The 25,582-nt window shown below is 60.4% G+C and carries 24 protein-coding genes; 13 read left to right on the top strand and 11 right to left on the bottom strand.

All coding sequences use genetic code 11. The annotated features are described in order from the left end of the window. Window positions 1–105: 105 nt before the first annotated feature. From K7431_RS29315 to K7431_RS29300, 4 genes are read right to left on the bottom strand one after another with little or no spacing between them, the layout of a single operon-like run. On the bottom strand, window positions 106–846 hold the full coding sequence (locus K7431_RS29315; protein ID WP_043206049.1) for a hypothetical protein: 741 nt from the start codon (window positions 844–846) through the stop codon (window positions 106–108). Between the two features lie 3 nt (window positions 847–849). After that, complete coding sequence (gene lpoB / locus K7431_RS29310) at window positions 850–1,437, bottom strand: penicillin-binding protein activator LpoB (protein WP_015886479.1); 588 nt, start codon at window positions 1,435–1,437, stop codon at window positions 850–852. Between the two features lie 35 nt (window positions 1,438–1,472). Next, window positions 1,473–1,844, bottom strand: coding sequence for a YcfL family protein (locus K7431_RS29305; RefSeq protein ID WP_015886478.1), 372 nt, complete (start codon window positions 1,842–1,844; stop codon window positions 1,473–1,475). Between the two features lie 10 nt (window positions 1,845–1,854). Then, entirely contained in the window at window positions 1,855–3,249 is a 1,395-nt protein-coding gene (locus tag K7431_RS29300; RefSeq protein ID WP_015886477.1) for a COG3014 family protein, read from the bottom strand. A gap of 267 nt (window positions 3,250–3,516) precedes the next feature. Between K7431_RS29300 and K7431_RS29295 the strand changes: the two genes are divergently transcribed. Further along, window positions 3,517–5,412 (top strand): FTR1 family protein, encoded by a 1,896-nt coding sequence (locus K7431_RS29295; protein ID WP_015886476.1) that lies wholly within the window; start codon window positions 3,517–3,519, stop codon window positions 5,410–5,412. 2 nt (window positions 5,413–5,414) lie between these two features. Continuing rightward, on the top strand, window positions 5,415–5,870 hold the full coding sequence (locus K7431_RS29290; protein WP_015886475.1) for a YaiI/YqxD family protein: 456 nt from the start codon (window positions 5,415–5,417) through the stop codon (window positions 5,868–5,870). 372 nt (window positions 5,871–6,242) lie between these two features. Here K7431_RS29290 and elbB read toward each other — a convergent pair whose 3' ends face one another. Next, window positions 6,243–6,908 carry an isoprenoid biosynthesis glyoxalase ElbB gene (elbB, locus tag K7431_RS29285; protein ID WP_043206047.1) on the bottom strand — a complete coding sequence of 222 codons (666 nt, stop codon included), beginning with the start codon at window positions 6,906–6,908 and terminating at the stop codon, window positions 6,243–6,245. A 116-nt stretch (window positions 6,909–7,024) separates the two neighbouring features. Here elbB and K7431_RS29280 point away from each other — a divergent pair, with 116 nt between their 5' ends. Further along, entirely contained in the window at window positions 7,025–8,260 is a 1,236-nt protein-coding gene (locus tag K7431_RS29280) for a sterol desaturase family protein (RefSeq protein ID WP_015886473.1), read from the top strand. Here the strand turns inward: K7431_RS29280 and K7431_RS29275 are convergent. Further along, entirely contained in the window at window positions 8,241–8,876 is a 636-nt protein-coding gene (locus K7431_RS29275; RefSeq protein WP_015886472.1) for a DedA family protein, read from the bottom strand. The genes K7431_RS29280 and K7431_RS29275 overlap by 20 nt on opposite strands. Before the next feature lie 207 nt (window positions 8,877–9,083). Between K7431_RS29275 and hemB the strand changes: the two genes are divergently transcribed. Continuing rightward, window positions 9,084–10,097, top strand: a complete 1,014-nt coding sequence (gene hemB, locus K7431_RS29270; RefSeq protein ID WP_015886471.1) for a porphobilinogen synthase — start codon at window positions 9,084–9,086, stop codon at window positions 10,095–10,097. 18 nt (window positions 10,098–10,115) lie between these two features. After that, a complete protein-coding gene (gene ppk1, locus K7431_RS29265) occupies window positions 10,116–12,338 on the top strand; it encodes a polyphosphate kinase 1 (protein ID WP_015886470.1) in 2,223 nt (740 codons plus the stop codon). 220 nt (window positions 12,339–12,558) lie between these two features. Here the strand turns inward: ppk1 and ppx are convergent, their stop codons facing one another. After that, entirely contained in the window at window positions 12,559–14,061 is a 1,503-nt protein-coding gene (gene ppx / locus K7431_RS29260; protein ID WP_015886469.1) for an exopolyphosphatase, read from the bottom strand. Window positions 14,062–14,504: 443 nt separating this feature from the next. Between ppx and K7431_RS29255 the strand changes: the two genes are divergently transcribed. The 4 genes from K7431_RS29255 to K7431_RS29240 all read left to right on the top strand — a co-directional run bounded on the left by K7431_RS29255 (window position 14,505) and on the right by K7431_RS29240 (window position 19,049). Next, window positions 14,505–15,155, top strand: a complete 651-nt coding sequence (locus K7431_RS29255) for a DUF1120 domain-containing protein (protein ID WP_043206046.1) — start codon at window positions 14,505–14,507, stop codon at window positions 15,153–15,155. A gap of 133 nt (window positions 15,156–15,288) precedes the next feature. Further along, window positions 15,289–15,987, top strand: a complete 699-nt coding sequence (locus K7431_RS29250; RefSeq protein ID WP_080943257.1) for a fimbria/pilus chaperone family protein — start codon at window positions 15,289–15,291, stop codon at window positions 15,985–15,987. Window positions 15,988–15,994: 7 nt separating this feature from the next. Next, window positions 15,995–18,511, top strand: coding sequence for a fimbria/pilus outer membrane usher protein (locus tag K7431_RS29245; protein ID WP_052308691.1), 2,517 nt, complete (start codon window positions 15,995–15,997; stop codon window positions 18,509–18,511). A 4-nt stretch (window positions 18,512–18,515) separates the two neighbouring features. After that, a complete protein-coding gene (locus tag K7431_RS29240; RefSeq protein ID WP_015886465.1) occupies window positions 18,516–19,049 on the top strand; it encodes a hypothetical protein in 534 nt (177 codons plus the stop codon). On the opposite strand, the gene K7431_RS29235 is transcribed toward K7431_RS29240, so the two are convergent. The 4 genes from K7431_RS29235 to K7431_RS29220 are packed head-to-tail and all read right to left on the bottom strand — an operon-like array spanning window position 19,036 to window position 21,869. Further along, on the bottom strand, window positions 19,036–19,767 hold the full coding sequence (locus K7431_RS29235) for an amino acid ABC transporter ATP-binding protein (RefSeq protein ID WP_015886464.1): 732 nt from the start codon (window positions 19,765–19,767) through the stop codon (window positions 19,036–19,038). The two genes, K7431_RS29240 and K7431_RS29235, sit on opposite strands and share 14 nt — an antisense overlap. After that, window positions 19,754–20,404 carry an amino acid ABC transporter permease gene (locus tag K7431_RS29230; RefSeq protein WP_015886463.1) on the bottom strand — a complete coding sequence of 217 codons (651 nt, stop codon included), beginning with the start codon at window positions 20,402–20,404 and terminating at the stop codon, window positions 19,754–19,756. The genes K7431_RS29235 and K7431_RS29230 overlap by 14 nt, the downstream gene beginning before the upstream one ends. Beyond that, window positions 20,401–21,069: an amino acid ABC transporter permease gene (locus tag K7431_RS29225; protein WP_010207407.1), complete on the bottom strand. Its 669-nt coding sequence runs from the start codon at window positions 21,067–21,069 to the stop codon at window positions 20,401–20,403. Before K7431_RS29225 ends, K7431_RS29230 begins: the two co-directional genes overlap by 4 nt. 14 nt (window positions 21,070–21,083) lie before the next feature. Further along, entirely contained in the window at window positions 21,084–21,869 is a 786-nt protein-coding gene (locus K7431_RS29220) for a transporter substrate-binding domain-containing protein (protein WP_015886462.1), read from the bottom strand. A 255-nt stretch (window positions 21,870–22,124) separates the two neighbouring features. Between K7431_RS29220 and K7431_RS29215 the strand changes: the two genes are divergently transcribed. The 4 genes from K7431_RS29215 to K7431_RS29200 form a co-directional block, all read left to right on the top strand. After that, the gene (locus tag K7431_RS29215) at window positions 22,125–22,820 is read left to right on the top strand and encodes a FadR/GntR family transcriptional regulator (protein WP_015886461.1); all 696 of its coding nucleotides are present in this window, start codon (window positions 22,125–22,127) and stop codon (window positions 22,818–22,820) included. A gap of 121 nt (window positions 22,821–22,941) precedes the next feature. Continuing rightward, the gene (trxA, locus tag K7431_RS29210) at window positions 22,942–23,271 is read left to right on the top strand and encodes a thioredoxin TrxA (RefSeq protein WP_015886460.1); all 330 of its coding nucleotides are present in this window, start codon (window positions 22,942–22,944) and stop codon (window positions 23,269–23,271) included. 234 nt (window positions 23,272–23,505) lie between these two features. Next, complete coding sequence (gene rho, locus K7431_RS29205) at window positions 23,506–24,765, top strand: transcription termination factor Rho (protein WP_003176825.1); 1,260 nt, start codon at window positions 23,506–23,508, stop codon at window positions 24,763–24,765. Window positions 24,766–24,921: 156 nt separating this feature from the next. Next, the coding region (locus K7431_RS29200; RefSeq protein ID WP_224316760.1) for an acyltransferase family protein at window positions 24,922–25,582 on the top strand (661 nt) is incomplete at its 3' end.

Genomic DNA, 25,582 nt, shown 5'->3' with positions numbered 1-25,582 from the left:
GCCCCCGATGGCGGTGTGTCAGTCAGCTAACTTGTAGCTGACCCACCGCTATCGGGGGCAAGCCCCCTCCCACATTTGGTTTTGTGTTGTCTGTGAGGCTTAGGCTCAGCGCAGAATCTTCGGCGCTTCATCCCTTGGCAGGTTATTGCGCAGTGGCGGTTGGCCGGGGTCTTGATACCCGCCACCCAACTGTTCCCCCAACTGCCGGGCCACATCTTCACCCAAGGCTTTCGACACTTCCTTCACCACGCGCGGCCGGTTCAGGCTCACGCGTATGTCACGGCTGTTCACCAGCTTGGTGTCCTGGCCTTCACCCATGGCGGTAAACGCCGAGGTGATCTCGTAGGTGCGCGTATTGATCAGGCTGAAATCCGCCACCAGCGTCAGGCCCAGCACCGCCGAGTAGCTGTTGGTGTGGTCCAGGGCGTTGATGTCCTGGGTGAAGTCGATGTCTGACAGTGTGCCGAACAGCACATAGTCGGCGCCCTTGAAATTACCGGCCTTGATGCGTTTGATCACGTCGTAGACGTCACCCTTGGCATCGGCGGTGTAGGGCGTGCCCTGCACCAGTTGGAACTGCCGGGACTTGAGGATCTCGCCCTTGATATCACCGCTGAATTTACGCAGCTCGGTCTGTTCGATGTAGCTGGTACGGCTTTCGTACTCGCTGTAGTTCGACGCCCCACTGGCGTGGTAAGCGCTGGCCTGGAAGTTGTTGCTCGCCGAAACCTGGTGGATGTATTCCTCGACCCGCGCCTCGTAGGCCAGGTCGGTCACCGCGATCTTCGGGGCGGCCGAGGCGCCGAAGGCGCACAGCAGGCTGATCATGCCGATCCATGCACGCATTACTTAGCGCTCCGTGGTTTTGCGGATTTCTTTTTCGTCCATCCATTCGGCCAGGCCGCTCTCGACGTCGATCAGCTGCAGGCTGAATTTGTAGAACACGTCCTTGTAGTCCGAGCTGCGCTTGACGATGGAGCTGATGGAGCCTTCCAGGCGGTACTTGGCAGCGACCATATTGCCGGTCTTGCTGACGGTGGACTTCTTGTACAGGCCGCTCTGGTTCTGCAGCTTGAGCTGGTCGACCTGGCTCTGCATGTCGGTGTTGTCGCTGGCAAAGCGTGCGGTGCCGGTCTTCATCAGTTGGGTCTTGATCGACGTGGTGATTTCACGGGTGTCGATGTACTCACTGGTCTTGTTCTTCACGTCGTATACCTGCACCACCGGACGGCCTTGCAGGATGCCGGACTGAGCCAGGGAGCGGGTCATGCTTTCGGCGATCATTTGCAGGTCGGTGGAACCGAACTCATTGGTCACCAGTTCCACTGCCTTGGTATCGCCGTAGCTGATGTTTTTACCGCCCAGTACCGGGGAGGTGTTGGCGCAGCCGCTGGCCAGGACGGCGACGACGGCAAGGATCGAGAAGCGTGCAAACATTGGGAAATCTCTCAGCAGCAAAAAGGATGGACGGCTCAAGGGGTTTTCACTTCAAGACGGAAGTCCGCCGCCTGCGGCACATTGGCAATCGCAGGCAGGAAGGTCGCCTGGTTGGCGTACAGGTTCAGCACTTTCCAGGTTTCTTCATCGCCCACCGGGAAGCCGTCGGCACCCAGCCAGGCAAAGCGGTAATACATCATCTGGTTGCTGCTGGTGATGTTGCTCAACTGCACCTTGGCGGTGAGGAAGCCGTTCTCGCGGGCCACGCGAATGGCACCGACCGCGATGCCCTTGAACTTGCCCATCACCACGATTTTGCTCGCGGCGCTGCCAGGCTCCGGCGGCGGCGGGGTGGCACAGCCGGCCAGCAGGACCAGCGCCAGGGCGCCGAGGATGAAATGACGCATAACGTGCTCCTTAAGGTTGTTTGAGGGCGATGGCCTGGTTGGCGGTGTTCGGCTCCACGTGGGCGGCCAGGCCGCCGGCGAATACCTGGTTGCCGACCACGCGCAGGGTGATGACCTGATAACGCTGATCGGCCTTGACCGTCACCCGCGTGCCGCCCAGGGCGTTGGGCAGACTGACCTGATGCTCGCCATGCTTGAGGCGCAGGCGGGTCACCTGGGTCAGGTCCGGCAGGGTACGCCACGTGCGGGTGTCGGCGCCTTCGGTGACGGCCGAGGCGATACCCAGCACCAGGCCCGCCATGGGGTTGGTCTTGTTCAGGTTGTTTTGCGCCACGCCACGGGTGACCGCACGCACGGTGGTGCGCAGGATGATCCCCGGCATGTCATCGCGCAGGGCGCGGCGGGACATGGCCGTGGTGCTGTTGAGTGCAGTGAGGTTCTGTTGCTGGCCGTCGACGCCAATCTGCGCGAAGGTTGCGGTGGACGTATCAGCCTTGATCACCGGGAACGACAGCGGGGTGATCACCAGGTTGCCATTGATCGGGATCGGCAGCGGCAGGCGAATAGAGTCGCGGGCTGGTGCCAGGCCGCTCTGTACCACGATCAGCACGTCGGTTTCATCGGCGCCGACCTTGGATTTGTCCAGGTCCAGCAGGGCCTTTTCCAATAATGGCGTGTTGGGGCGCAGTTCAACGGCCTTGCGATAGCCGGGTGCCGCCAGGTCTTTTTCGCCGAGGGCTTCGTAGACAAAGCCAGCCAGGTAATGGCTGAACGCACTCTGGTAGCTGTTTTTCAGGCCGACCACTTCCGGCGCGTCCAGGGTTTCCACCGGGTAGCCGCGCAGGTCTTTCATCTGGGTGGTCACGCCTTCGCGTTGGGCTTCGTCCTCGCGCTTGAGGTATTCCTTGTCCCGCAGGTCGGCGATCACGGCTTCACGTTCATGGGTTTTCTTGATTTCGGTGCGTGCGCCGTCGAAGTCGTTCAGGGCCAACAGGTTCAGGGCCATCTGCGTGGTCAGCATGACCTTTTCGTAGTCATAGCCTTCGTAGCGCCGCACCTTGTCATTGGCCAGGAAGCTGCCAAATTGGGCGAGGTACCTGGCGCTGTCGAACTTGACCGACTCTTCCCACTTGTAGACTTGCAGGTCGGCGCTGCGCCAGGCGGTCTGGCTGCCGGTCAAGTCACCCTTGGCACGGAGCAGCTCGCCCTTTTCGAAGAAATAGAGCAGGTCCTTGTCGTCGCCGGTGTTGTTCTTTTCCAGCAGGGTCAGGGCGGCGTCGACATTGCCGGTGGCCAATTGCTGATTGGTGGCTTGCAGCTCGGTATCGTAGCTGCGGAACATCGAGCAGCCGGACAACAAGGTCACCGCCGCGAGCGCGAGCGAGGGTAAGGCGCGAAATGCCATGCAGACTTCTTCCCTGAAAGTATCAACCGATGTGGTCATTCCTCATAAAAACGAGGAATGAAATTCCCTTTCGCACTAACAGGGCGCGGCATTATAAGCACCATTACTGGCAAAACAATGGCTTTTTGCCCCGACGAAGTCGCCAAACGCCACTAGTCCGCTTCTAAAAATGCCCCGCCCCCACCAACACCCAATCACTTACGCCTTGAGTCAAACCCATTAAGGCTCAACAATGTGTTACTTCGTATTTCCCTTTGAGATTCGTTCATGACTGCCCCCTTCCGTTTTCTCGTCTGGCTGATGTTGCCGGCGTTGATGTCGTGCAGCTTCAACCTGATGGCCGCGACTGCCGAGGGCGCCCCACAAGCCCTGCATTTGCTGGACTACATTGGCGCTGACTATCCTCCGACGGTGGAGGCGGGCAAGGTTATCGATGAATCCGAATACCGCGAACAACTGGAGTTTCTCGGCGTGTTGCAGGGCCTGGTGGCAGAACTGCCACAACGCCCGGAGCGCGCGGCGTTGGTCAAGGGCGTCGACGAACTGTTAGCGGCTGTAACTGCCCATCAAGACGGCGCGACAGTCGCTCGCCAAGCCCGTCAATTGGGCGCCCAGTTGGCCGTGGCCTATGAAGTCAGCCAGGCCCCGGCGATCACCCCTGATCCCACGCGCGGTGCGCCGCTCTACGCCCAGCATTGTTCGGTATGCCACGGCACTTCTGGCGCCGGTGACGGCCCAGCCAGCGTGGGCATGACGCCGCCGCCCGCCAACCTGCGGGACGCCGTACGCCTGGACCGCTTGAGCCTTTACGCGATCTACAACACCCTTGGCTTGGGCGTCGAAGGCACTGACATGCCGTCCTTCGCCGACCAACTGGACGACCGCCAGCGCTGGGACCTGGCCACCTACATCGCCGGCTTCACCGCCGACCCGGCCGCTGCGAAAAGCGAGCAACCGTTCAACCTCGCCGACCTGGCCCGCCAGACCCCCAATGAAGTGCTGGCCGCCAGCGGTCCCGCGGCTGCCGCGACGTTCCGCGCCCAGCGTGCGCAACCGCCGCAGGTCAAGCGTGGCCCGGCGCAGTTGCTGGACTACACCGCCAGCACGCTGGACAAGAGCCTGGCGGCGTTCCAAAAGGGTGACCACGAACAGGCTTACGACCTGTCGGTGGCCGCGTATCTGGAAGGTTTCGAGCTGGTAGAAAGCTCGCTGGATAACGTTGACGCCAACGTGCGCAAGGACACCGAGAAGGCGCTGATGGCCTACCGGCAGTCGTTGCAGGACGGTTTGCCGGTCGAGCAGGTGCAACAACGCTTGGACGTGGCCAAGGGCAAGCTCACCGAGTCTGCCGGCTTGCTGGGCAGTGATGGCCTGAGTTGGTCGTTGAGCTACATCTCCGGCTTGCTGATCCTGTTGCGCGAAGGCCTGGAAGCGATCCTGGTGCTGGCCGCGATCCTTGCGTTCCTGCGCAACACCGGCCAGCAGTCGGCGGTGCGCAGCGTCAACGTCGGTTGGGGCCTGGCGCTGTTGGCGGGTCTGGCGACCTGGGCGTTGGCGGCGTATGTGATTGACGTGAGCGGCGCCCAGCGCGAATTGCTTGAAGGCTGCACAGCCCTGTTCGCCAGTGTGATGGTGCTGTGGCTCGGCGTGTGGATGCACGATCGCCGCCACGCCGCCGCTTGGCAGGACTACATCAAGAGCAGCCTGGTGGGCGGCGGCGGGCGGTTCGGCTTTGCGATGCTGGCGTTCTTCTCGGTGTACCGCGAGTTGTTCGAAGTGATCCTGTTCTACGAAACCCTGTGGCTGCAAGCTGGCCCGGCCGGGCACAACGCGGTGTTGGCCGGTGGCGCCACGGCGCTGGTGTTGCTGGTGGGCCTGGCGTGGGTGATCCTGCGCGGTTCGGCGAAGCTGCCGCTGGCGTTGTTCTTCGGGATCAACGCGGCATTGTTGTGTGCACTGTCGGTGGTGTTTGCCGGGCATGGCGTGAAGGCGTTGCAGGAGGCCGGCATTTTTGGCACGCGGCCGGTCGCCTTCTTTGACTTCGACTGGCTGGGCATCCACGCCGATGCGTACTCGCTGAGTGCGCAGGCCGTGGCGATCCTGGCGATTGTGGTGCTGTATGGCCGCAGCCGTTTGGCCGAGAAGCGCCGGGTGATGGCTTAAGTATGCGGGTGTGGATCGATGCCGACGCCTGTCCTCGGGCGGCCAAGGACCAAGTGGTGAAGTTTGCCCTCAAGCGCCAGTTCGAAGTGGTACTGGTGGCCGGTCAGAGCCAGATTAAGCCGAGCTTTTCTTGCGTGAAGTTGATCGTGGTGCCCAGTGGCCCGGATGCGGCGGATGACTACCTGGTGGAACACGCGGTGCCCGGCGAGTTGGTGATCTGCAGCGATGTGCCCCTGGCCGACCGCTTGGTGAAAAACGGCGTCACGGCCCTCGACCCACGCGGCAAGGAGTTCAGCCCGGCGAACATGAGCGAACGCTTGGCGGTGCGCAACCTGTTCACTGATCTGCGTGAGCAAGGCCAGATGGGCGGAGGGCCACCGCCGCACGGGGAGAAGGAGAAGCAGGCGTTTGCCAATGCGTTGGACCGGATCCTGACGCGGTTAATGCGCCAGGCCTGACCCTGTGGCGGGGTAGGTGTGCCGAGCAGGCTTGTTGTGGTGAGGGTGCTTGTTGTGGTGGTCAGGCTTGTTGTGGTGAGCGGGCTTGTGTGGTGAGCGGGCTTGCCCCGCGCTGGGCTGCGCAGCAGCCCCAATTCAGCCGACGCGGTGAGTCCGTTAGAACATGACTGCAGGGTTTAGGGCGGCTTCGCCACCCAGCGCGGGGCAAGCCCGCTCACCACAACAAGCTCGCTCACCACAACAAGCTCGCTCACCACACAAGCCCACCCACCCACAAGCCTACTCACAACAACAGGCCTGCTCACAAAACAGGCCTGCTCACAAAACAGGCCCGGTCACCAGAACAAGCCCGCTCACCACAGTAGGGTGCTATCAGTCGTTCTCGTGGGTCAGTTCCAGCACCCGGTCAACCAGCTTGTTGATCCCCGATGCGACCTCGCTGATGTTCTTGCCGAGCATATAGGCCGGCGTGCTCACCAGCTTGCGTGCCGTGTCTTCGACGATATCTTCCACCGCACATTCCAGGTGTGTGGCGCCCATCTTGTCCAGCGCGGCAGCGGTGTCGGCACAGTTGCCGATGGTGCAGGTCACGCCTGGGCCGTAGATCTTGGCCGCCAGGGCCGGTGAAATGCAGATCAGCCCCACAGGCTTGCCTGCTTCGGCAAACGCCTCGGCCAGTTCCAGCACTTGCGGGTTGACGCTGCAGCCAGCGCCTTCAACGGCAAAGTTCGAGAGGTTTTTCGCCGCGCCGAACCCGCCGGGCACGATCAGCGCATCGAAGTCTTCGGCGTTGGCGTCGCGAAGGTTCTTCACGTTACCCCGTGCGATCCGGGCCGACTCCACCAGTACATTGCGCGACTCGGGCATCTCTTCGCCGGTGAGGTGGTTGATCACGTGCAATTGCGCGATATCCGGGGCAAAACATTGGACCTGAGCGCCACGCTGGTCCAGGCGCAGCAAGGTGATCACGCTTTCGTGAATCTCTGCGCCGTCGTACACGCCGCAGCCGGAAAGGATCACTGCAATCTTTTTGCTCATGGGCATTTCTCCTGGGTTCTTGGCGTTAAATGTCTACTAATTTGTCATCTGTTGCCAATGGGATCTCGCGCCGCTGCACCTAATCTTGATGTAACAAAAATAGACCGGACCAGACCATGGACTTTGTGCCTTACGCGGTACCGTTTTTCGTCGTCTTGATCATCGTGGAGCTGCTTGCCGACCGTTGGCGCGGCGAGCGCAACTACCGGGTGGCGGATGCTATCAACAGCCTCAGCACCGGGGTGTTGTCGACGACCACGGGGTTGTTGACCAAGGGTGTGGGGCTGTTGACCTACGCGTTCGCCCTCAAGCATCTCGCTGTCATCGAACTGCCTGCCCAAAGTGTCTGGACCTGGGTGTTCGCGTTTGTGTTCTACGACTTTTGCTATTACTGGCTGCACCGCATGGGCCACGAGCGCAACATCCTGTGGGCCGCGCACTCGGTGCATCACCAGAGCGAGGACTACAACCTCAGCACCGCACTGCGCCAGACCAGCACCGGCTTCCTGCTCAGCTGGATCTTCTACCTGCCCCTGGCTGTACTGGGCGTGCCATTGGTGGTGTTTATCAGCGTGGCATCGCTCAATTTGCTGTATCAATTCTGGGTGCACACCCGGCATGTGCCGAAGCTCGGCTGGTATGAGTGGTTTTTTGTCACGCCGTCCAATCATCGGGCCCACCATGCACAGAACGCTCTCTACATGGATCGCAACTACGGCGGGGTGTTCATTATTTGGGACCGACTGTTCGGCACCTTCCAAGAGGAAGACGACAACGAGCCGGTGATTTTCGGCGTGACCACGCCGCTGGCCAGCTGGAATCCGCTGTGGGCCAACCTGCAGTTTTATGCACAGTTATGGCGTGACGCACGGCGCACCGAGAGCCGGTGGGACAAGCTGCGCATCTGGTTCATGCGCACCGGCTGGCGCCCGGCGGACGTGAAGGCCAAGTACCCGTTGGCCAAACATGACTTGAGCCAGTTCCGCAAATTCGAAGTCCCGCTGGGTGTGCGCCAGCAGGTCTATATCGCCCTGCAGTTTGCGGCGTATGTAGGTTTTGGCAGCTATTTGATGAATGTTGGCGAAGGCTTGCCCACGGCGGCGTTGATCCTGGGCTGGAGTGCGATGGCGCTGGGGCTGTTTACGTTGGGCGTGGCCCTGGAGAACCGCCCGTGGGCGTGGAAGGCCGAGCTTTTGAGGCTGGCACTGAATGTGCCGCTGGTATGGCTGGCGCCGTTGACCGGGCTATGGCCCGCCAGCAACCTGGGCTGGCTGGGCCTGCTGAGCTACAGCCTGCTCAGCGTGATCGGCCTCTATTGCTGCAGAGGCCGGTTTACTCGACTGGCGTCTTAGGGGCTTCGACAGGGGCGGGTTCGGCGGCCAGTCGGGCCTTGGCTTCGGCGCAGGCCTCACGGGCAATACGCGCATTCTTGAAGCGGCGGCGCAGCCACAGGCCGAAGCCCAGTACCAGCAACGCACCCAATACCCACAGCTCATATTTCTTGACGCTACCGAGCATGCCTTCCAGTACGGCACCGAAGTGATACGCCGCAGCACCCAGGGCGGCAGCCCAGATCGCGGCTCCAATACCGTTGAGGATCAGGTAGCGCAGGGGTGGGTAGCCGGAAAGGCCGATCGCCACCGGCATGACCGTGCGCAATCCGTAGACAAAGCGAAAGCTCAGCACCCAGATATCCGGATGTTTGCGGATATGCTCCAGGGCCTTGTCGCCCATCAACTGCCAGCGTGGCTTGCGCGCTAACAGCTTGCGCCCGTGTTTGCGGCCCATGTAATACCAGAGCTGATCGCCGGCGTAGCTGCCGAAAAAGGCAACCACGACCACCAGGTTGATATCCATGTACCCACGGAACGCCAGGAAGCCTGCGAGCACCAAGATGGTCTCGCCTTCGAAGAAGGTGCCTAGGAAGAGGGCAAAGTAGCCGAAGTCATGCAGAAATTGTTGAAGCATGGTCTGGGTGCTGGCGAAATGAACGCGCAGCCTACGCCTTCACGAAGATTCATGAAAGTATCGAGATGTGTCACGAAGTGAACAATTCCTACGGAAATGACGAATGCGACTACAGGTCGCATCGTTAAGCACAACTGTCATACCTTCGTCATAATGGCCGCTTATAACTGCAACGCTCGCCCGTGAACCCGGGCTCAGGAGTCTGTCGTGAGCTTTACCCCTGCCAATCGCCTGTTTCCCGCCACCCGTCTGCGTCGCAATCGTCGAGATGATTTCTCTCGTCGTCTGGTACGTGAAAACGTGCTGACGACCAACGATCTGATCCTGCCGGTGTTTGTGCTGGACGGTGAAAATCGTCGCGAAGCAGTGGCTTCGATGCCCGGTGTGGAGCGCTTGACCATTGACCTGCTGCTTGAAGAAGCCGCCGCTTGGGTCGAGCTGGGGATTCCGGCATTGGCGCTGTTCCCGGTCACGCCGCCTGAACTCAAGTCTTTGGATGCTGCCGAAGCCTGGAACCCGGACGGGATCGCCCAGCGCGCCACCCGTGCCTTGCGCGAGCGGTTCCCGGAGCTTGGGGTGATCACCGACGTGGCGTTGGACCCGTTCACCACCCACGGGCAGGATGGCATTCTTGACGAAGACGGCTATGTTCAGAACGACATCACTGTCGACGCGCTGGTAAAGCAGGCGTTGTCCCACGCAGCGGCAGGCGCCCAGGTGGTTGCACCGTCGGACATGATGGACGGCCGCATCCAGGCGATCCGCGAAGCCCTGGAGCTGGCCGGTCACGTCAACGTGCGGATCATGGCCTACTCGGCCAAGTACGCCAGCGCCTACTACGGCCCGTTCCGCGATGCGGTGGGCTCGGCGCTGAACCTGGGCAAGGCCAACAAGGCTTCGTACCAGATGGACCCGGCCAACAGCCATGAAGCCCTGCACGAAGTGGCGGCCGACCTGGCCGAAGGCGCTGACATGGTGATGGTCAAGCCGGGGATGCCTTACCTGGACATCCTTTACCGGGTCAAAGAAGAATTCAAAGTGCCGACTTTCGTCTATCAGGTCAGCGGCGAATACGCGATGCACATGGCTGCAATACAGAATGGATGGCTGAGTGAAGGGGTGATTCTTGAATCCCTGACAGCCTTTAAACGCGCCGGGGCTGATGGCATCCTGACTTACTTCGCCGCCCGCGCCGCCCAATTGCTTAGAGAGCAACAATAGCCCTCACAGGAACACTCGATGAATACCGAAGGACTCACAGAAGTTGCCGTAAAAGACGCTCACCCGGTGGTTGAACAGGTCAGCGAGACCCCGCCGGAGCACGAGCCTGCCGCGCCGGTCGTGGTCGCCGAGCCGCCCGTACCGGCCCCGGTGGTCGCCGTGACCAACCTGGATGACAGCAGCCTGTACATCCACCGCGAGCTGTCACAACTGCAATTCAACATCCGCGTGCTGGAGCAGGCGCTGGATGAGTCCTATCCGTTGCTGGAACGGCTGAAGTTCCTGCTGATCTTCTCCAGCAACCTGGACGAGTTCTTCGAGATCCGCGTCGCCGGCCTCAAGAAGCAGATCACCTTTGCCCGCGAGCAAGCCGGCGCCGATGGCCTGCAGCCGCACCAGGCCCTGGCACGCATCAGCGAGCTGGTGCACGGCCATGTGGACCGCCAGTACGCGATCCTCAATGACATCCTGTTGCCGGAACTGGAAAAACATCAGGTCCGCTTCATCCGCCGCCGTCACTGGACCACCAAGATCAAGACCTGGGTGCGCCGTTACTTCCGTGACGAGATTTCCCCGATCATCACCCCGATCGGCCTCGACCCGACGCACCCGTTCCCGTTGCTGGTGAACAAGAGCCTCAACTTCATCGTGGAGTTGGAAGGTATCGACGCCTTCGGTCGTGACTCCGGCCTGGCGATCATCCCGGCGCCGCGCCTGTTGCCACGGATCATCAAGGTACCCGAAGAGGTGGGGGGCGCTGGCGATAACTATGTATTCCTGTCGTCGATGATCCATGCGCACGCCGATGACCTGTTCCAGGGCATGAAGGTGAAGGGTTGCTACCAATTCCGCCTGACCCGTAACGCCGACCTGGCGCTGGACTCCGAAGACGTCGAAGACTTGGCCCGTGCCCTGCGCGGTGAGCTGTTCTCGCGGCGCTACGGCGATGCGGTGCGCCTGGAAGTGGCCGACACCTGCCCCAAACACCTGTCGGACTACCTGCTCAAGCAATTCAACCTGTCCGAGTCCGAGCTGTACCAGGTCAATGGCCCGGTGAACCTGACGCGCCTGTTCAGCATCACCGGCCTGGACAGCCACCCGGAGCTGCAATACACGCCGTTCACCCCGCAGATCCCGAAGCTGCTGCAAAACAGCGAGAACATTTTCAGTGTGGTGAGCAAGCAGGACATCCTGTTGCTGCACCCGTTCGAGTCCTTCACCCCGGTGGTCGACCTGCTGCGCCAGGCTGCCAAGGACCCGCACGTATTGGCCGTACGCCAGACCCTGTACCGTTCCGGCGCCAACTCGGAAATTGTCGACGCCTTGGTCGACGCCGCGCGTAACGGCAAGGAAGTCACCGCGGTGATCGAGCTGCGTGCGCGGTTCGACGAAGAATCCAACCTGCAGCTGGCCAGCCGTCTGCAGGCGGCGGGTGCGGTGGTGATCTACGGCGTCGTGGGCTTCAAGACTCACGCCAAGATGATGCTGATCCTGCGCCGTGAAGCCGGTGAGATCGTGCGTTACGCCCACTTGGGCACCGGCAACTATCACGCCGGCAACGCCAAGCTCTACACCGACTACAGCCTGCTGACGTCCGACGATGCCTTGTGTGAAGACGTCGGCAAGTTGTTCAGCCAGCTGATCGGCATGGGCAAGACCTTGCGCATGAAGAAGCTGCTGCACGCGCCGTTCACCCTCAAGAAGGGCATGCTCGACATGATTGCCCGCGAAACCCAGTTCGCCCTGGAGGGCAAACCGGCGCACATTATTGCCAAGTTCAACTCGCTGACCGATCCGAAGATCATCCGCGCGCTGTACAAGGCCAGCCAGTCCGGCGTGCGTATCGACCTGGTGGTGCGTGGCATGTGCTGCCTGCGTCCGGGCATTGTCGGGGTGTCGCACAACATTCATGTGCGCTCGATCATCGGCCGCTTCCTGGAACACACACGGGTGTTCTACTTCCTCAACGGCGGCGAGGAGCAGATGTTCCTCTCCAGCGCCGACTGGATGGAGCGCAACCTCGATAAGCGTGTGGAGACCTGCTTCCCGGTGGAAGGCAAGAAGCTGATCATGCGGGTCAAGAAGGAGCTGGAAAGCTACCTGACCGACAACACCCACAGCTGGAGCCTGCAGTCGGACGGGCGCTACGTGCGCAACACACCGACCGGCAACCAGAACCCGCGCAGTGCGCAGGCGACGCTGTTAGAGAAGTTGGGTAGCCCGATCCTGTCGGTGAATTAATCCAGGCTAACGCGACCCCATGTGGGAGCAGGCTTGTGTGGTGAGCGGGCTTGCCCCGCGCTGGGCTGCGAAGCGGCCCTAAAACCAAACGCCGCATTCTGTCTGACAGAATGCGGCGTTTTTATTGGGGCTGCTTCGCAGCCCAGCGCGGGGCAAGCCCGCTCACCACATAAGCCCGCTCACCACGCAAGCCCGCTCACACAGTTGTTTGCGGTGTTCATCAGCGCAAATTAAGGCTGAACCCCACCCGCGTCAGCCACTCCGCTTCCTGGCCAAAATCTGCCTGGGTCAGCTGGTTCTCATCCAGCCAGCCTTTCGGGAACACCACGTCCAGGCTGTCGCCGTCGGCGCGCAGGGTTACCTGAGGCATTTCCTGGGTGCCACGAATGTGGTGGAACAGGATCGCAAAGCGCAGCAGCACGCACAGGCGAATCAGCTTGATGCCTTCGTCACCGAATTCAGCGAACTTGTCCCTGGGGATGTTGCGGCGATGGCCGCGCACCAACAGGGCGAGCATCTGCTGGTCTTCCCGGGAGAAACCCGCCAGGTCCGAATGCTCGATCAGGTAGGCGCCGTGCTTGTGGTAATGGTAGTGGGCGATATCCAGGCCCACTTCATGCACCTTGGCGGCCCAGCCCAGCAACTCGCGCCATACACCGTCTTCCAAGTCCCAATCCTCGGCCACCTGGTCGAAGGCGTGCAGCGCTTTGCGTTCCACGCGGGCGGCTTGTTCCAGATCGACATGGTAGCGCTCCATCAACGAGGTGAGCGTGCGCTCACGCACGTCTTCGTGATGGTGACGCCCCAGCAGGTCGTAGAGCACGCCTTCGCGCAGGGCGCCGTCGCAGTGGTCCATGCGCTGAAGTTCGAGGGCGTCGAAGATCGCTTCGAGAATCGCCAGGCCGGCCGGGAAGATAGTACGACGGTCGGGCTTGATGCCGTCGAAGTCGATTTTTTCTGCATCCCCCAGCTTGAACAGTTTGCGCTTGAGCCACGCCAAGCCTTCGGCGTTGACCTCGCCGGTGCCATGGCCGCCGGCTTTCAGGGCCAGGCCGATGGCGCGGATGGTGCCGGACGAACCGATGGCTTCATCCCAGGTCAGGCGGTGCAGGGCGTGCTCGATGCTCATGATCTCCAGTCGCGCCGCCGTGTAGGCCTGGGCATAGCGCGCCGGGGTGATCTTGCCATCCTTGAAATAGCGTTGGGTGTAGCTGACGCAGCCCATCTGCAGGCTTTCGCGCAGCAGCGGCTCGAAGCGCTGGCCAATGATGAATTCGGTGCTGCCGCCGCCAATGTCGGCGACCAGGCGTTTGCCAGGGGTGTCAGCCAGGGTGTGGGACACGCCGAGGTAGATCAGGCGCGCTTCTTCACGGCCGGAGATGACTTCTACGGGATGCCCGAGGATTTCCTCGGCGCGCCGGATGAATTCGCCGCGGTTACGGGCTTCACGCAGGGCGTTGGTGCCGACGATTCGCACGGCGCCCAGGGGCATGCCGTTGATCAGTTGGGCAAAGCGCTTGAGACAATCAAGCCCACGTTGCATGGATTCTTCATTGAGTTGGCGCTCATCGTCGATTCCGGCAGCCAGTTGCACTTTTTCGCCGAGCCGCTCAAGGATGCGGATTTCGCCGTTCTGGGCCTTGGCCACGACCATGTGAAAGCTGTTCGAGCCCAGGTCGATGGCGGCGATCAGGGACAGATTCTTGGCTTGGGATTGCGGCATGGTTAGGGGGTCTCGGTCGATAACCCAGCCATCGTGCCACGATCGACCTTTGGTGCCAACGCGTACGGCTTCGGTAATTTTCATGTAGGTGTCTGTGAGGAATTCTTGTAGGTAATGTAGGGAGGTTTCTGAACCACCCTTGAATAGAGCTTCACTTTTGTAGGAATTATTAACCTTTTGTTGTCATTTTGCTGTTTATGATTTTGCCTACAAGGGAGCGATTAATAACTTATTGGTTTTGTATTTACGCCTACCTGGTGTTTTGGCTTGGCTCACTATTTGTTTTTACGGTTCCCACAATGACTGGCGTCTAGTCTGATTCTTTAATCAGGTGCCAAAACGACAGACTGTCATCCGGCAATTACGCCGTGGTGTTATTTATTTAGGGTCGGAATGTTCGGCCTTCGTGAATGCACCGATTCATTACAGATGACAGGTTTACTATGAAAAAAATGCTTGGTGTGACAGTGGGGACTCTTTGCCTGGTCGCGAGTATCGGGGCTCATGCAACGAATGTTGCTGAACTGATTGTACGCGGGACTATCAAACCGGTGGCTTGCAACCTTAGCCTCGCCGGTGGCGGCATCGTTGATTACCAGACAATTCCCGCCGCAAGCTTGTCGCCGACGCAGTTCACTTCTCTTGCAGCGAAAACGGTCGGCTTGAGCATCAGTTGCGGCCAAACCCCAGCGCAGTTCCGAGTGGCGCTGAGTGACCTGCAATCCGCCAGCAAGGTGACAGGCATCCTCGGTACCGGGTTCACCGAGGCGCAGAACTACGGTCTGGGTCTCGCCAATAGCAAGCGTACCGGTGGGTACTCCGTCACCCTCAAAAATCTGCAATCGTCCAGCGGGACCCTGAGCCCTATCATGCGCAGCAGCTCGGGCGCTGCCTGGCAGAACAGTGACGGTAAAGTCGCCCAATCACCCGCCCAGTATTCGTGGCGCAGCGGTACCAGTGTGGTACCTGCATCCGTCACCAGTCTTACGGGCACACTTGAAGTGAAAGCCGTTATCAACCGCACACAGGATTTGGACCTGACCCGCGATGTAACGTTGGATGGTCGCACCAGCCTGTCAGTGGATTACATCTAAGTACGTCATTAACGGCCGACATTAACGCAAAGGTACTTATCTATCTCTGTTAAATGTCGGCTGTTTTAACGTGTGCGTTTGTTGGTGTTTGATTTTATGGCTGTGGGGAAAATCGGTGAATGTTCTATCAATAATGGTTGTGTCGTTGCTGCGCTATATAAGCTTGTGCCTCTTTTGGTGTGGTTTGGCAGTCGCAGACGGAATGCAACCCGAAACAACCGTTGTCATTCTTAATGAAGAAGAGGGTGAGGCAACGCTTAATGTTAAAAATACCGACCCTGGCCCTGCGTTGCTCCATTCGGTCATACAAAACATACCCGAAGACCTGGAACCCTTGTTGATCGTAACGCCCCCGATTACTCGGGTCGAAGCGGGCGACACCCAACTTGTTCGCTTCATCAGTACCACGAAGAAACCGCTCAAGACCCAGCGCCTGAAACGGGTTTCCTTTGAAGGTATCCCCGAGGCACGAGCACCCGGCGGTGCGACCATTGGTATCACCCTGCGCCAGAGCCTGCCCTTGATCCTGCACCCTAAAGGCTTGCCCAGGCATGACGCGCCCTGGCAGTTGCTGACATGGAAGCGTGAAGGGGATCAGTTGAGGGTCCACAACAACAGCGCTTACGTCGTACGCCTGGGGATGGAAGTACAACTGCATCCGCAGGCAAGCGTTGCAACGTTGCCGCGAACCTACATCCTCCCGGGCGAAGTGCTGACGCTTGCGTCGGCAGGCCCGGTGGCGGGCGTGGTGGCCGTGGGGATTCAACCGGCCACGGTCTACGGGTTTACGGTGGATACCTACCGCGCACCCGTTACGGCTGATGCGGATTGACGCGCCTATGAAGAAGAGCAGGCATACCCGTCGCTCTGCCAATAGCGTGCCGAGCAATGTTTCCCAAGCGCGTTCCAGGATTCTGCTGGGGCTTGCGACGCTGTGGAGTCTGCCCGGTACCAGCGTAGCGGTCGGGCTGGGGGAAGGTTTTGATCTGGCTGCGTTGACCTCCCTTGGCATTGATCCACAGGTGTCGGAATACTTTCGTAGCGCCGCGCGCTTTCGCGAAGGTGTCCATGTGGTCGGGCTGCGAGTCAATGGCACCCCGCTGGGGTTGGTTGATGCACGTTTCGATTACCAGGGCCAGTTGTGCTTCACCCCTGCGTTACTGGCAAAGGCCGGTCTGGTCACCCCGTCCAGGGTTCTGCGTGAGGGCATTACCCCTGACCAGGCCTGCCATGACTTCGTCGGGGAATACCCGGCGACCATGGTGCGGCTACGCCCCAGCAGCGATGAGATCACCCTGGTGGTGCCCACGCAGTCCCTGCGCGAGCCCGAGTGGGAGACCGGGAATTTTTCCCAGGGGGGCGCGGCAGCCCTCTTTAACTACGACATATTGGGTTTCGATACCCACTCGCGGGGTGGGCCAAGTCGCTTCGTATCGGCCTATACCGAGGCGGGTTTCAACCTGGGTAATTGGATTGTCCGCAGCCGCCAGTTTTATGTGTCCGACAATGGCAAGACGCGCACCGAGCAGGTGAATGCTTATGCCCAGCGTGATATCGCGGCGTTGCAGTCGACCTTCCAGGTGGGGCAGATTTCCAGCAACAACCCGATATTTGGCGGTGTGCAGCTGACGGGCTTGCAGTTCTCCCCGGATGGCCAGCAGCGCACCGGCGCGGGCGACAGCAACGTCGTGGTGGAAGGGCTGGCTCAAAGCCAGTCTCGGGTCGAAGTCCGTCAATCGGGCGCATTGATCCACTCCACCCTGGTGCCGGAAGGTCCGTTCAGGCTCACCGGTTTGCCATTGCTGAACAGCACCAGCGACCTCGACGTGAGCGTGATTGACGTGCGTGGGGCCAAGCGCAGTTTCGTGGTGCCCGCTGCTTCCTTTCGTGGTGGAGCGCCGGTGGAGCCGGGGTACTATTTTTCCCTCGGCAAGGTGCGTGAGACGTCCCTCGACAACCGGGAGTCCCCTGTGGTCGCCATGGGCAGCGGCACCTGGGGATTGGGCCAGCGCTCGTCGTTGGGCTTCGGTCTACTGAGTACCGATGAGTACCAGTCGGCAGGCGGCTCCCTGAGCAGTGTATTTTTCCACCAGGTGACCGTGGGTGTGCGGCATAACCTGTCCCGTGATGCTCAAGATGAGGTGGGAGGCGCACGTAGCACGCTGTCTTTGGGGACTCCGTTATTTGCCAACCTTGATATCAACCTGAGTGCCTCGGCACAGAGCCGCGGCTACCGGGAAGTACTGGACGCCGGCCAGGCGTCGCGAGGGTACGATCTGGATGCGCGTTTCAAGCGTCAGTACACGGCAGGTTTGAGCTGGGCGGACCCGTCCCTGGGTGGTTTCTCCCTCGGCTTCACACGTAACTCGCAATTTGACGGGCACTCCAACGATCACCTCTTTGCCTCGTGGAACAACACCTTCAACGGCGTGGGAGTAGCCCTGATCGCCGACGCTCAGGTAGGTGCGACCGAGCCTCGGCGCCTGGACCCGGTTCGGGGCGGTCGCCGTGATGAGCGGCTGGACGAGGGCACGTCCGTCCGGCTGCAGGTCACGGTGCCGCTCGGCGATGATCGGCGTGTGAGCGCTTACGTCAGTCGTCGAGGTGACCGGCTGGATGCCGGCACCGCCCTCAGCGAGCGGGTCAACGACTATGTGAACTACGAGGTCGGTGTTGATCGGGACCTGAAAGAACGAGAGCAAAGCGTGCGTGGCCGTGTGGACATCTTGCCGCTCTATACCCGCGTGAGCCTGGGCGTCGACCGTGACCCGTCGAACACCAACTATTCCGGCCAACTGCAAGGCGGCATCGTGGCCCATGAGCACGGCGTGACCTTCTCGCCGTATGCGGTGCAGGACACCTTTGGCATTGTCTCGGTGGGTGATATCGGTGCGGCAAAGGTCTCGACGCCCCAAGGACCGGTATGGACCGATTTCAGTGGCCAGGCCGTGATCCCCGGGCTGCAGGCTTACAGCAACAACCATCTGCAGGTGCAGACCCAGTCGCTGCCCAAGCGCGTCGACTTGAAGAACGGGACCAAGGTGCTCGCCGCTGGTCGGGGTTCAGTCAATATTCTCAACTTTGATGTGGTGAAAGTCCGTCGCCTGTTGCTTGAAGCTCAGGATGAACAAGGTCGGCCCTTGCCTCAAGGGGCTGCTGTGTTTGGCCAGGACAACAACTTTGTAACCAGCGTGGTGGGTGAGGGCATGATTTTCCTCAGCAACATCGATGGGCCGCAAACCCTGAAGGTTTCATTGCCGGATTCGCAATCCTGCCTGCTGCAAGTCAACCCGGAGCAAGAGCCTGACGATGACCAACTCTACGAAACCGCACCCGTGGTATGCCATGTTCGCTGAACGGATGAACGGCCCGCGTGCCGCTGGCGTGTGTCTGGTGGTCGTCGCCCTGCTGGTGAACCAGGCGCGGGCCGAAGACTGCCGGATGACCTTGAGCGAGCCCCGGGTCGATTACGGGGTGATTCGTCCCTCGCAAACGTCGTCCGGTCGCTCGACACTGAGGCTGGATACGCAGCGTACGCTGCACCTGAGCGTGCTCTGCGCCAACCCGGCGGCAATGGCATTGCGCTTCAGTGGTGCGCCTGCCGATGCCCAGGGTTTTCAGTTTGGCCGGCAAGGACGCTTCATGTTGAGCCTGAGGCGGGCTCAGGTCGACGGCAGGCCGGTGGCGTGGCAACCCGATGAAACGGCTGACGGGCGGCTGTTACCTGGCCGCACATTGGTGGCGAGCGCAGCCGGTGTGCCAGTGACGGGCCGCCGGTTGACGGCCCAGGTAGAGATTGAGGTTCACTTGCCCGCCGATGCCCTCTCGGTGCGCCGGGAGGTGCTGCTGGAGGGGCATGGCCAATTCGAACTGGTCAGTCCTACTGTTCCGTAGAGCCGATGAAGTTGGCCAGTTCGACCGTTTGCGGGTTGGCGAACAGCTGCTTGGGGTCACCCACTTCATGCACCTTTCCTTGGTGCATGAACACCAGCTTATCGCCGACTTCCCGCGCGAAGCGCATTTCGTGGGTCACCATGATCAGGGTCATGCCGTCCTTGGCCAGTTGGCGCACCACGCTGAGCACTTCGTTGACCAGTTCCGGGTCGAGGGCCGAGGTGATCTCGTCGCACAGCAACACCTTGGGTGACATCGCCAGCGCGCGGGCAATCGCCACGCGTTGTTGCTGGCCGCCGGACAGGCGATCGGGGAAGGCGTCGAATTTCTCGCCCAGCCCCACGCGTTCGAGCATTTGCCTGGCCAATTGGGCGGCCTTGGCCTTGGGCACCTTCTGCACCACTTGTGGCGCAAGCATGACGTTTTCGCCGACAGTCAGGTGCGGGAACAGGTTGAACTGCTGGAACACCATGCCGACTTTCTGCCGCAGGCTGCGCAGGTCGGCGCGGGCAGCGTCCAGGTATTCGCCATCGACTTCGATCACGCCGTCGTTGATGGATTCCAGGCCGTTGAGGGTTCGCAGCAAAGTGGACTTGCCCGAGCCGCTGCGGCCGATGATCGCCACCACCTGGCCTTCTTCAACGGTCAGGTCGATGCCCTTGAGTACGTGGTGATCGCCGTAATACTTATGCAGGGCGGAAATTCTAAGCAGAGGCATGCAGTCTCCTTTCCAGGTAGCGCGCACTGAGGGACAAGGGGTAGCAGAGCAAAAAGTAACCAAGGGCCACCAGGCCGTAGACCATGAAGGGCTCGAAGGTGGCGTTGGCGAGCATGCCGCCGGTCTTGGTCAGTTCGGTAAAGCCTATGATCGAAGTCACGGCGGTGCCTTTGACGACTTGCACCGAGAAGCCCACCGTTGGCGCCACGGCAATTCGCAGCGCCTGGGGCAGGATCACGTAGCGCAGTTGCTCCAGTGGGTTAAGCGCCAGGCTGGCCGACGCTTCCCATTGCCCATGGGCAATGGAGTCGACGCAGCCGCGCCAGATTTCGGCCAGGTAGGCGCTGGTAAACAGGGTCAGGGCAATGGCCGCCGCCAGCCAGGGCGAGATATCCACGCCGAGCAGGGCAATGCCGAAAAACACCAGGAACAGCTGCATCAACACCGGTGTGCCCTGGAACAGTTCGATATAGGTGCGCGCCACGTTGCGCGGGAAGGCTTTGCGGCTGATGCGCATCGTCATCACCAGCAAACCGATCACGCCGCCACCAACAAACGCCACCAGCGACAGCAGGAGTGTCCATTGCAGGCCGGTGGCCAGGTTACGCACGATGTCCCAAAAGGAAAAATCACTCATCGGCTGTTCCTCATCACGAAGCGTCGACCGATCCAATTGAGCAACTGGCGAATCATCAGCGCCATGCACAGGTACACCAGGGTGGTCAGGGCATAGGTTTCGAACGCACGGAAGTTACGCGACTGGATAAAGTTGGCGGCAAAGCTCAGCTCCTCGGTGGCGATCTGGGAACACACCGCCGAACCGAGCATCACGATGATGATCTGGCTGCTCAGCGCCGGCCACACCTTGCCCAGCGCCGGCAGCAGCACCACATGACGGAAGGCTTCGAAACGGGTCATGGCCAGTGCGGCGGCGGCTTCCAGTTGCCCGCGGGGAATGGCTTGGATGCCGGCGCGGATGATCTCGGTGGAGTAGGCTCCCAAGTTGATCACCATCGCCAGCACTGCGGCTTGCCACTCGGTAATTTTCAGCCCCAATGACGGCAGGCCGAAGAAGATGAAGAACAGCTGCACCAGGAACGGTGTGTTGCGAATCAACTCGACATACACACCGAAGCACCAGGCGAAGGGCTGGATCTTCCACGCCCTCACCACCGCTCCGACGGTGCCCAGGGCTACCCCCAGGATCGCACCGATCGCTGTCAGCTCAAGGGTGAACAGTGCGCCGCGCAGCAGCAGGTCGGTATTGGCCAGCACCGGCACAAAGTCGAATTGATAGGCCATGGGTCAGCTCCGCCTTAGAGATCAGCAGGCAATGGTTCTTTGAGCCACTGCATCGCGTTCTTTTCCAGGCTGCCGTCGGCCTTGGCCGCAACCAGGATCTGATTGACCTTCTCCAGCAGTGCGGGCTCGTTCTTGTTCACGCCCACGTACACGGGGGAATCCTTGAGCTTCACCTTCAACGCCGGCACGCGTTTCGGGTTGCGCTCGCTGATCGCCACCATCACCACGTTACCGCTGGCAATCAGGTCGACCTGGCCGGCCAGGTAGGCGGCGATGGTCGAGTTGTTGTCTTCGAAGCGTTTGATCGTGGCTTCCTTGGGCGCGACGGCGGTCAGCTCGATGTCTTCAATGGCGCCACGGGTCACGCTGATGGTCTTGCCCTTGAGGTCGTCGACGCTGCTGATGGCGGCATCAGGCGGACCGAACACGGCCAGGTAGAACGGCGCGTAGGCCTTGGAGAAATCGATGACCTTTTCGCGCTCGGGGTTCTTGCCCAGGCTGGAAATCACCAGGTCGACCTTGCCGGTGGTGAGGAACGGAATACGGTTGGTGCTGTTCACCGGGGTCAGCTCCAGCTTGACCTTGAGCTGGTCGGCCAACAGCTTGGCGGTGTCGATGTCGAGGCCGCGAGGCTTCATGTCAGGGCCGACCGAGCCGAACGGCGGGAAGTCCTGGGGCACGGCGACCTTTAGGGTGCCACGGGCAACGATGTCGTCCAGACCATTGGCCTGGGCGGGTGCCTGGCTCAGCATCAGGCTGGCGAACAGGGCAGTAAGCAGGGCGCTGTAGCGCTTGGTCATGGCAACTCTCCGAGAAGGGCGAAGGGATTTTCTGGATTTGCCCAGTGCACAGCCCATGCCAGTACCGCTCAGATCGTCTGTAAGGCTGGTGTTTATTGAGCCGAGGTGGTCTTACTGGTCTGAACAGTTGTCGGGCTTTTCGCACCCTTTTCGAGCGCTGGCAGAATCGGGCGAGCGCCTTTGGGGCGTGGCTTGCCGCCTGCCGCGAATAGCTTTACAACTAGCCGCTCAGTTGACTGGAACCTTGAGTTTTTTATGAATTCCATCGCCCAAGCCGTACCGGAAGCGGCCCTGCAGGCCATCCGCAAACTGATCAAGGAGCAAGGCTTCGGGCCGGGCGATGCGTTGCCGTCCCAGCGTGACCTGGCCGTGCAGTTGGGCGTGAGCCGGGCGTCGTTGCGCGAGGCGTTGTCGTCACTGAGTGCCTTGGGAGTGGTGAGTGTGCAGCCTGGCAAGGGGGTGTTCGTGCAAGCGCCTGAGGAATCGCCAGGGTTTGCCTGGCCGTTCGCGGCGCAGGCCACGCCGCTGGATATCTTCCAGTTGCGCTACGCCCTTGAGGGGTTTGCGGCGGGGCTGGCGGCGGTCACGTTGACGACGGATGAACTGGACCGCCTGGAAGACAACGTCGAAGCGATGCGCAAGGTGCTCAAGGTCGGCGACTTTGAAGCCGCCGCGCGGCTGGACTTTGAATTTCACCAACGCATCCTGCTGGCCAGCGGTAACCAAGCCATGGTGAGTATCCTGAGCGCCAGCGCCGAGGTGTTCCTGGAGAGCCAGAAACTACCGTTCATCCGGCCGGAGCGGGCCATGGAAACCTGGCAGGAGCACCGCAAGATCCTGCGTGCCCTGGCCCGGCGCGCCAGTGCGGCGGCGCAGAAAACCATGCAGGAACACGTGCGCAATGCGGCGTTGCGCACGGGCATCGCCTTCGTGACTCCCGTAACGCCGTGAGTTGGGCTATACGCAAACTCATGCGCCACCATAGCAAGACTCAATCAGAGGCGGCTTCCTGAACGGGGGAAGGGCGGCTATGATGGGCCACGTTTTTTTTGCTTACAATCCGGAGACATCCATGAGCAACGATCTTATCAAGCACGTCACCGACGCGACCTTTGAGGCCGAAGTACTCAAGGCTGCTGGCCCGGTGCTGGTTGACTACTGGGCTGAATGGTGCGGCCCTTGCAAAATGATCGCTCCAGTCCTGGACGACATTGCGACCACCTACGAAGGCAAATTGACCATTGCCAAGCTGAACATCGACGACAACCAGGAAACCCCGGCCAAGCATGGCGTGCGTGGTATTCCTACGCTGATGCTGTTCAAGAACGGCAACGTCGAAGCCACTAAAGTAGGCGCGCTGTCGAAGTCTCAGCTGCAAGCTTTCCTCGACGCGAACATCTAAGCGTCGTCAAAAAAGCCCCGCAAATAGCGGGGCTTTTTCGTGAAACAGGGCTAGACGCTCCCAAACTCAGGTGGTACATTCGGCCCCGCACTGGTTTCTCCACTGCCCCCTGCAAGCCGTCGCCGACGCATTCCTTTTCGATTAGTACGCGATCCTGTCGCCTTCTCTGCGGCGCGGCCTCATTAAGCCAAAAGCTTAATTTCCCCCCTCCATAAATGATTACGTCATTCCTATATGAATCTGACTGAACTCAAGCAAAAGCCGATTACCGACCTGCTCCAACTGGCCGAAGAAATGGGCATAGAAAATATGGCCCGTTCGCGCAAGCAGGACGTGATTTTCTCCCTGCTGAAAAAGCACGCGAAAAGCGGCGAGGAAATCTCCGGTGATGGCGTGCTGGAGATTCTCCAGGACGGCTTCGGCTTCCTCCGCTCTGCAGACGCCTCCTATCTCGCCGGCCCAGACGATATCTACGTCTCGCCGAGCCAGATCCGTCGCTTCAACTTGCGCACCGGCGACACCATTGTTGGCAAGATCCGCCCTCCGAAGGAAGGCGAGCGTTATTTCGCCCTGCTCAAGGTCGACACGATCAACTTCGATCGTCCCGAGAACGCGAAAAACAAGATTCTCTTCGAGAACTTGACGCCGCTGTTCCCGACCGTGCGCATGAAGATGGAAGCCGGTAACGGTTCCACCGAAGACTTGACCGGCCGTGTCATCGACCTGTGTGCCCCGATCGGCAAAGGCCAACGTGGCCTGATCGTCGCACCGCCAAAGGCCGGTAAGACCATCATGCTGCAGAACATTGCAGCGAACATCGCACGTAACAATCCTGAAGTTCACCTGATCGTGCTGTTGATCGATGAGCGTCCGGAAGAAGTGACCGAAATGCAGCGCACCGTGCGCGGCGAAGTGGTTGCCTCCACGTTCGATGAGCCGCCAACCCGCCACGTGCAGGTTGCCGAAATGGTGATCGAGAAGGCCAAGCGCCTGGTCGAACACAAGAAGGACGTGGTGATCCTGCTCGACTCCATCACCCGTCTGGCCCGCGCCTATAACACCGTAATCCCGAGCTCCGGCAAGGTATTGACCGGTGGTGTCGATGCCCACGCCCTGGAGAAACCGAAGCGTTTCTTCGGCGCCGCGCGGAACATTGAGGAAGGCGGCTCGCTGACCATTATCGCCACCGCACTGGTTGAAACCGGTTCGAAGATGGACGAAGTGATCTACGAAGAGTTCAAGGGTACTGGCAACATGGAACTGCCCCTGGACCGTCGCATCGCGGAAAAACGCGTGTTCCCGGCGATCAACATCAACCGTTCCGGTACCCGCCGCGAAGAGTTGCTGACTGCCGATGACGAACTGCAGCGTATGTGGATCCTGCGCAAGCTGCTGCACCCGATGGACGAAGTCGCTGCCATCGAGTTCTTGATCGACAAGCTGAAAACCACCAAGACCAACGATGAGTTCTTCTTGTCGATGAAGCGTAAGTAAAACCACGTTTCAGGTCCGAAAAAATGGCGCCCTCAGGGGCGCCATTTTTTTTGTGTCGAAAAGGGGAGGTTTGAGCGCCTCAAGTGTCAGTTAAGAAACAAAAATAGGTGAGTGCGGCTACGCTCATCCCCATTCGTATCTGGCTGACCATTGTTTATGACCGTTCTTGCTTATCGAAGAGACATCGACGGCCTGCGTGCCATTGCTGTCCTGGCTGTCGTGCTGTTCCATTTTGGCGTTCCAGGCGTCACTGGCGGTTTTGTCGGCGTCGATGTGTTTTTTGTGATTTCCGGTTTTCTGATTACCTCGATCATCTGGCGCGAACGTCAGGCCGGGCGTTTCAGTTTCGTGGAGTTCTGGGCGCGCCGTGCCCGGCGTATTCTGCCGGCGCTGTTTGTGATGATGGCGGCGACGCTGGTGGTGGGTTGGTTCCTGCTGGCGCCCAAGGACTACGAAGCGTTGGGGCGCTCGGCGCACTATCAGGCGACCTTCAGCTCCAACCTGCTGTTTGCACGCCAGCACGGTTATTTTGATGCGGCCTCCGACATCAAGCCGTTACTGCATACTTGGTCGTTGGCAGTGGAAGAGCAGTTCTACATTGTCTTTCCGCTGTTGCTGACCCTGCTTTCAAGCCGTTTGAAACACTGGCGGCTGGCGTTGCTGGGTGTGTTGCTGGTGTCTTTCGGCATGAGCGTCTGGGCGGTCACGCATCAGCCGCAAAAAGCGTTCTATCTGCTGCACCTGCGTGCCTGGGAGTTACTCGCCGGGGCGATGCTGGCGGTGATGCCGCTGCGTGACTGGCGCGCCCCGCCCGCCC

The sequence above is a fragment of the Pseudomonas fluorescens group sp. genome (assembly GCF_020093335.1).
Lineage (GTDB): Bacteria > Pseudomonadota > Gammaproteobacteria > Pseudomonadales > Pseudomonadaceae > Aquipseudomonas > Aquipseudomonas petroselini.
The sequence above is the reverse complement of the archived record's forward strand: the minus strand, read 5'-3'. Positions and strand labels throughout refer to the sequence as shown.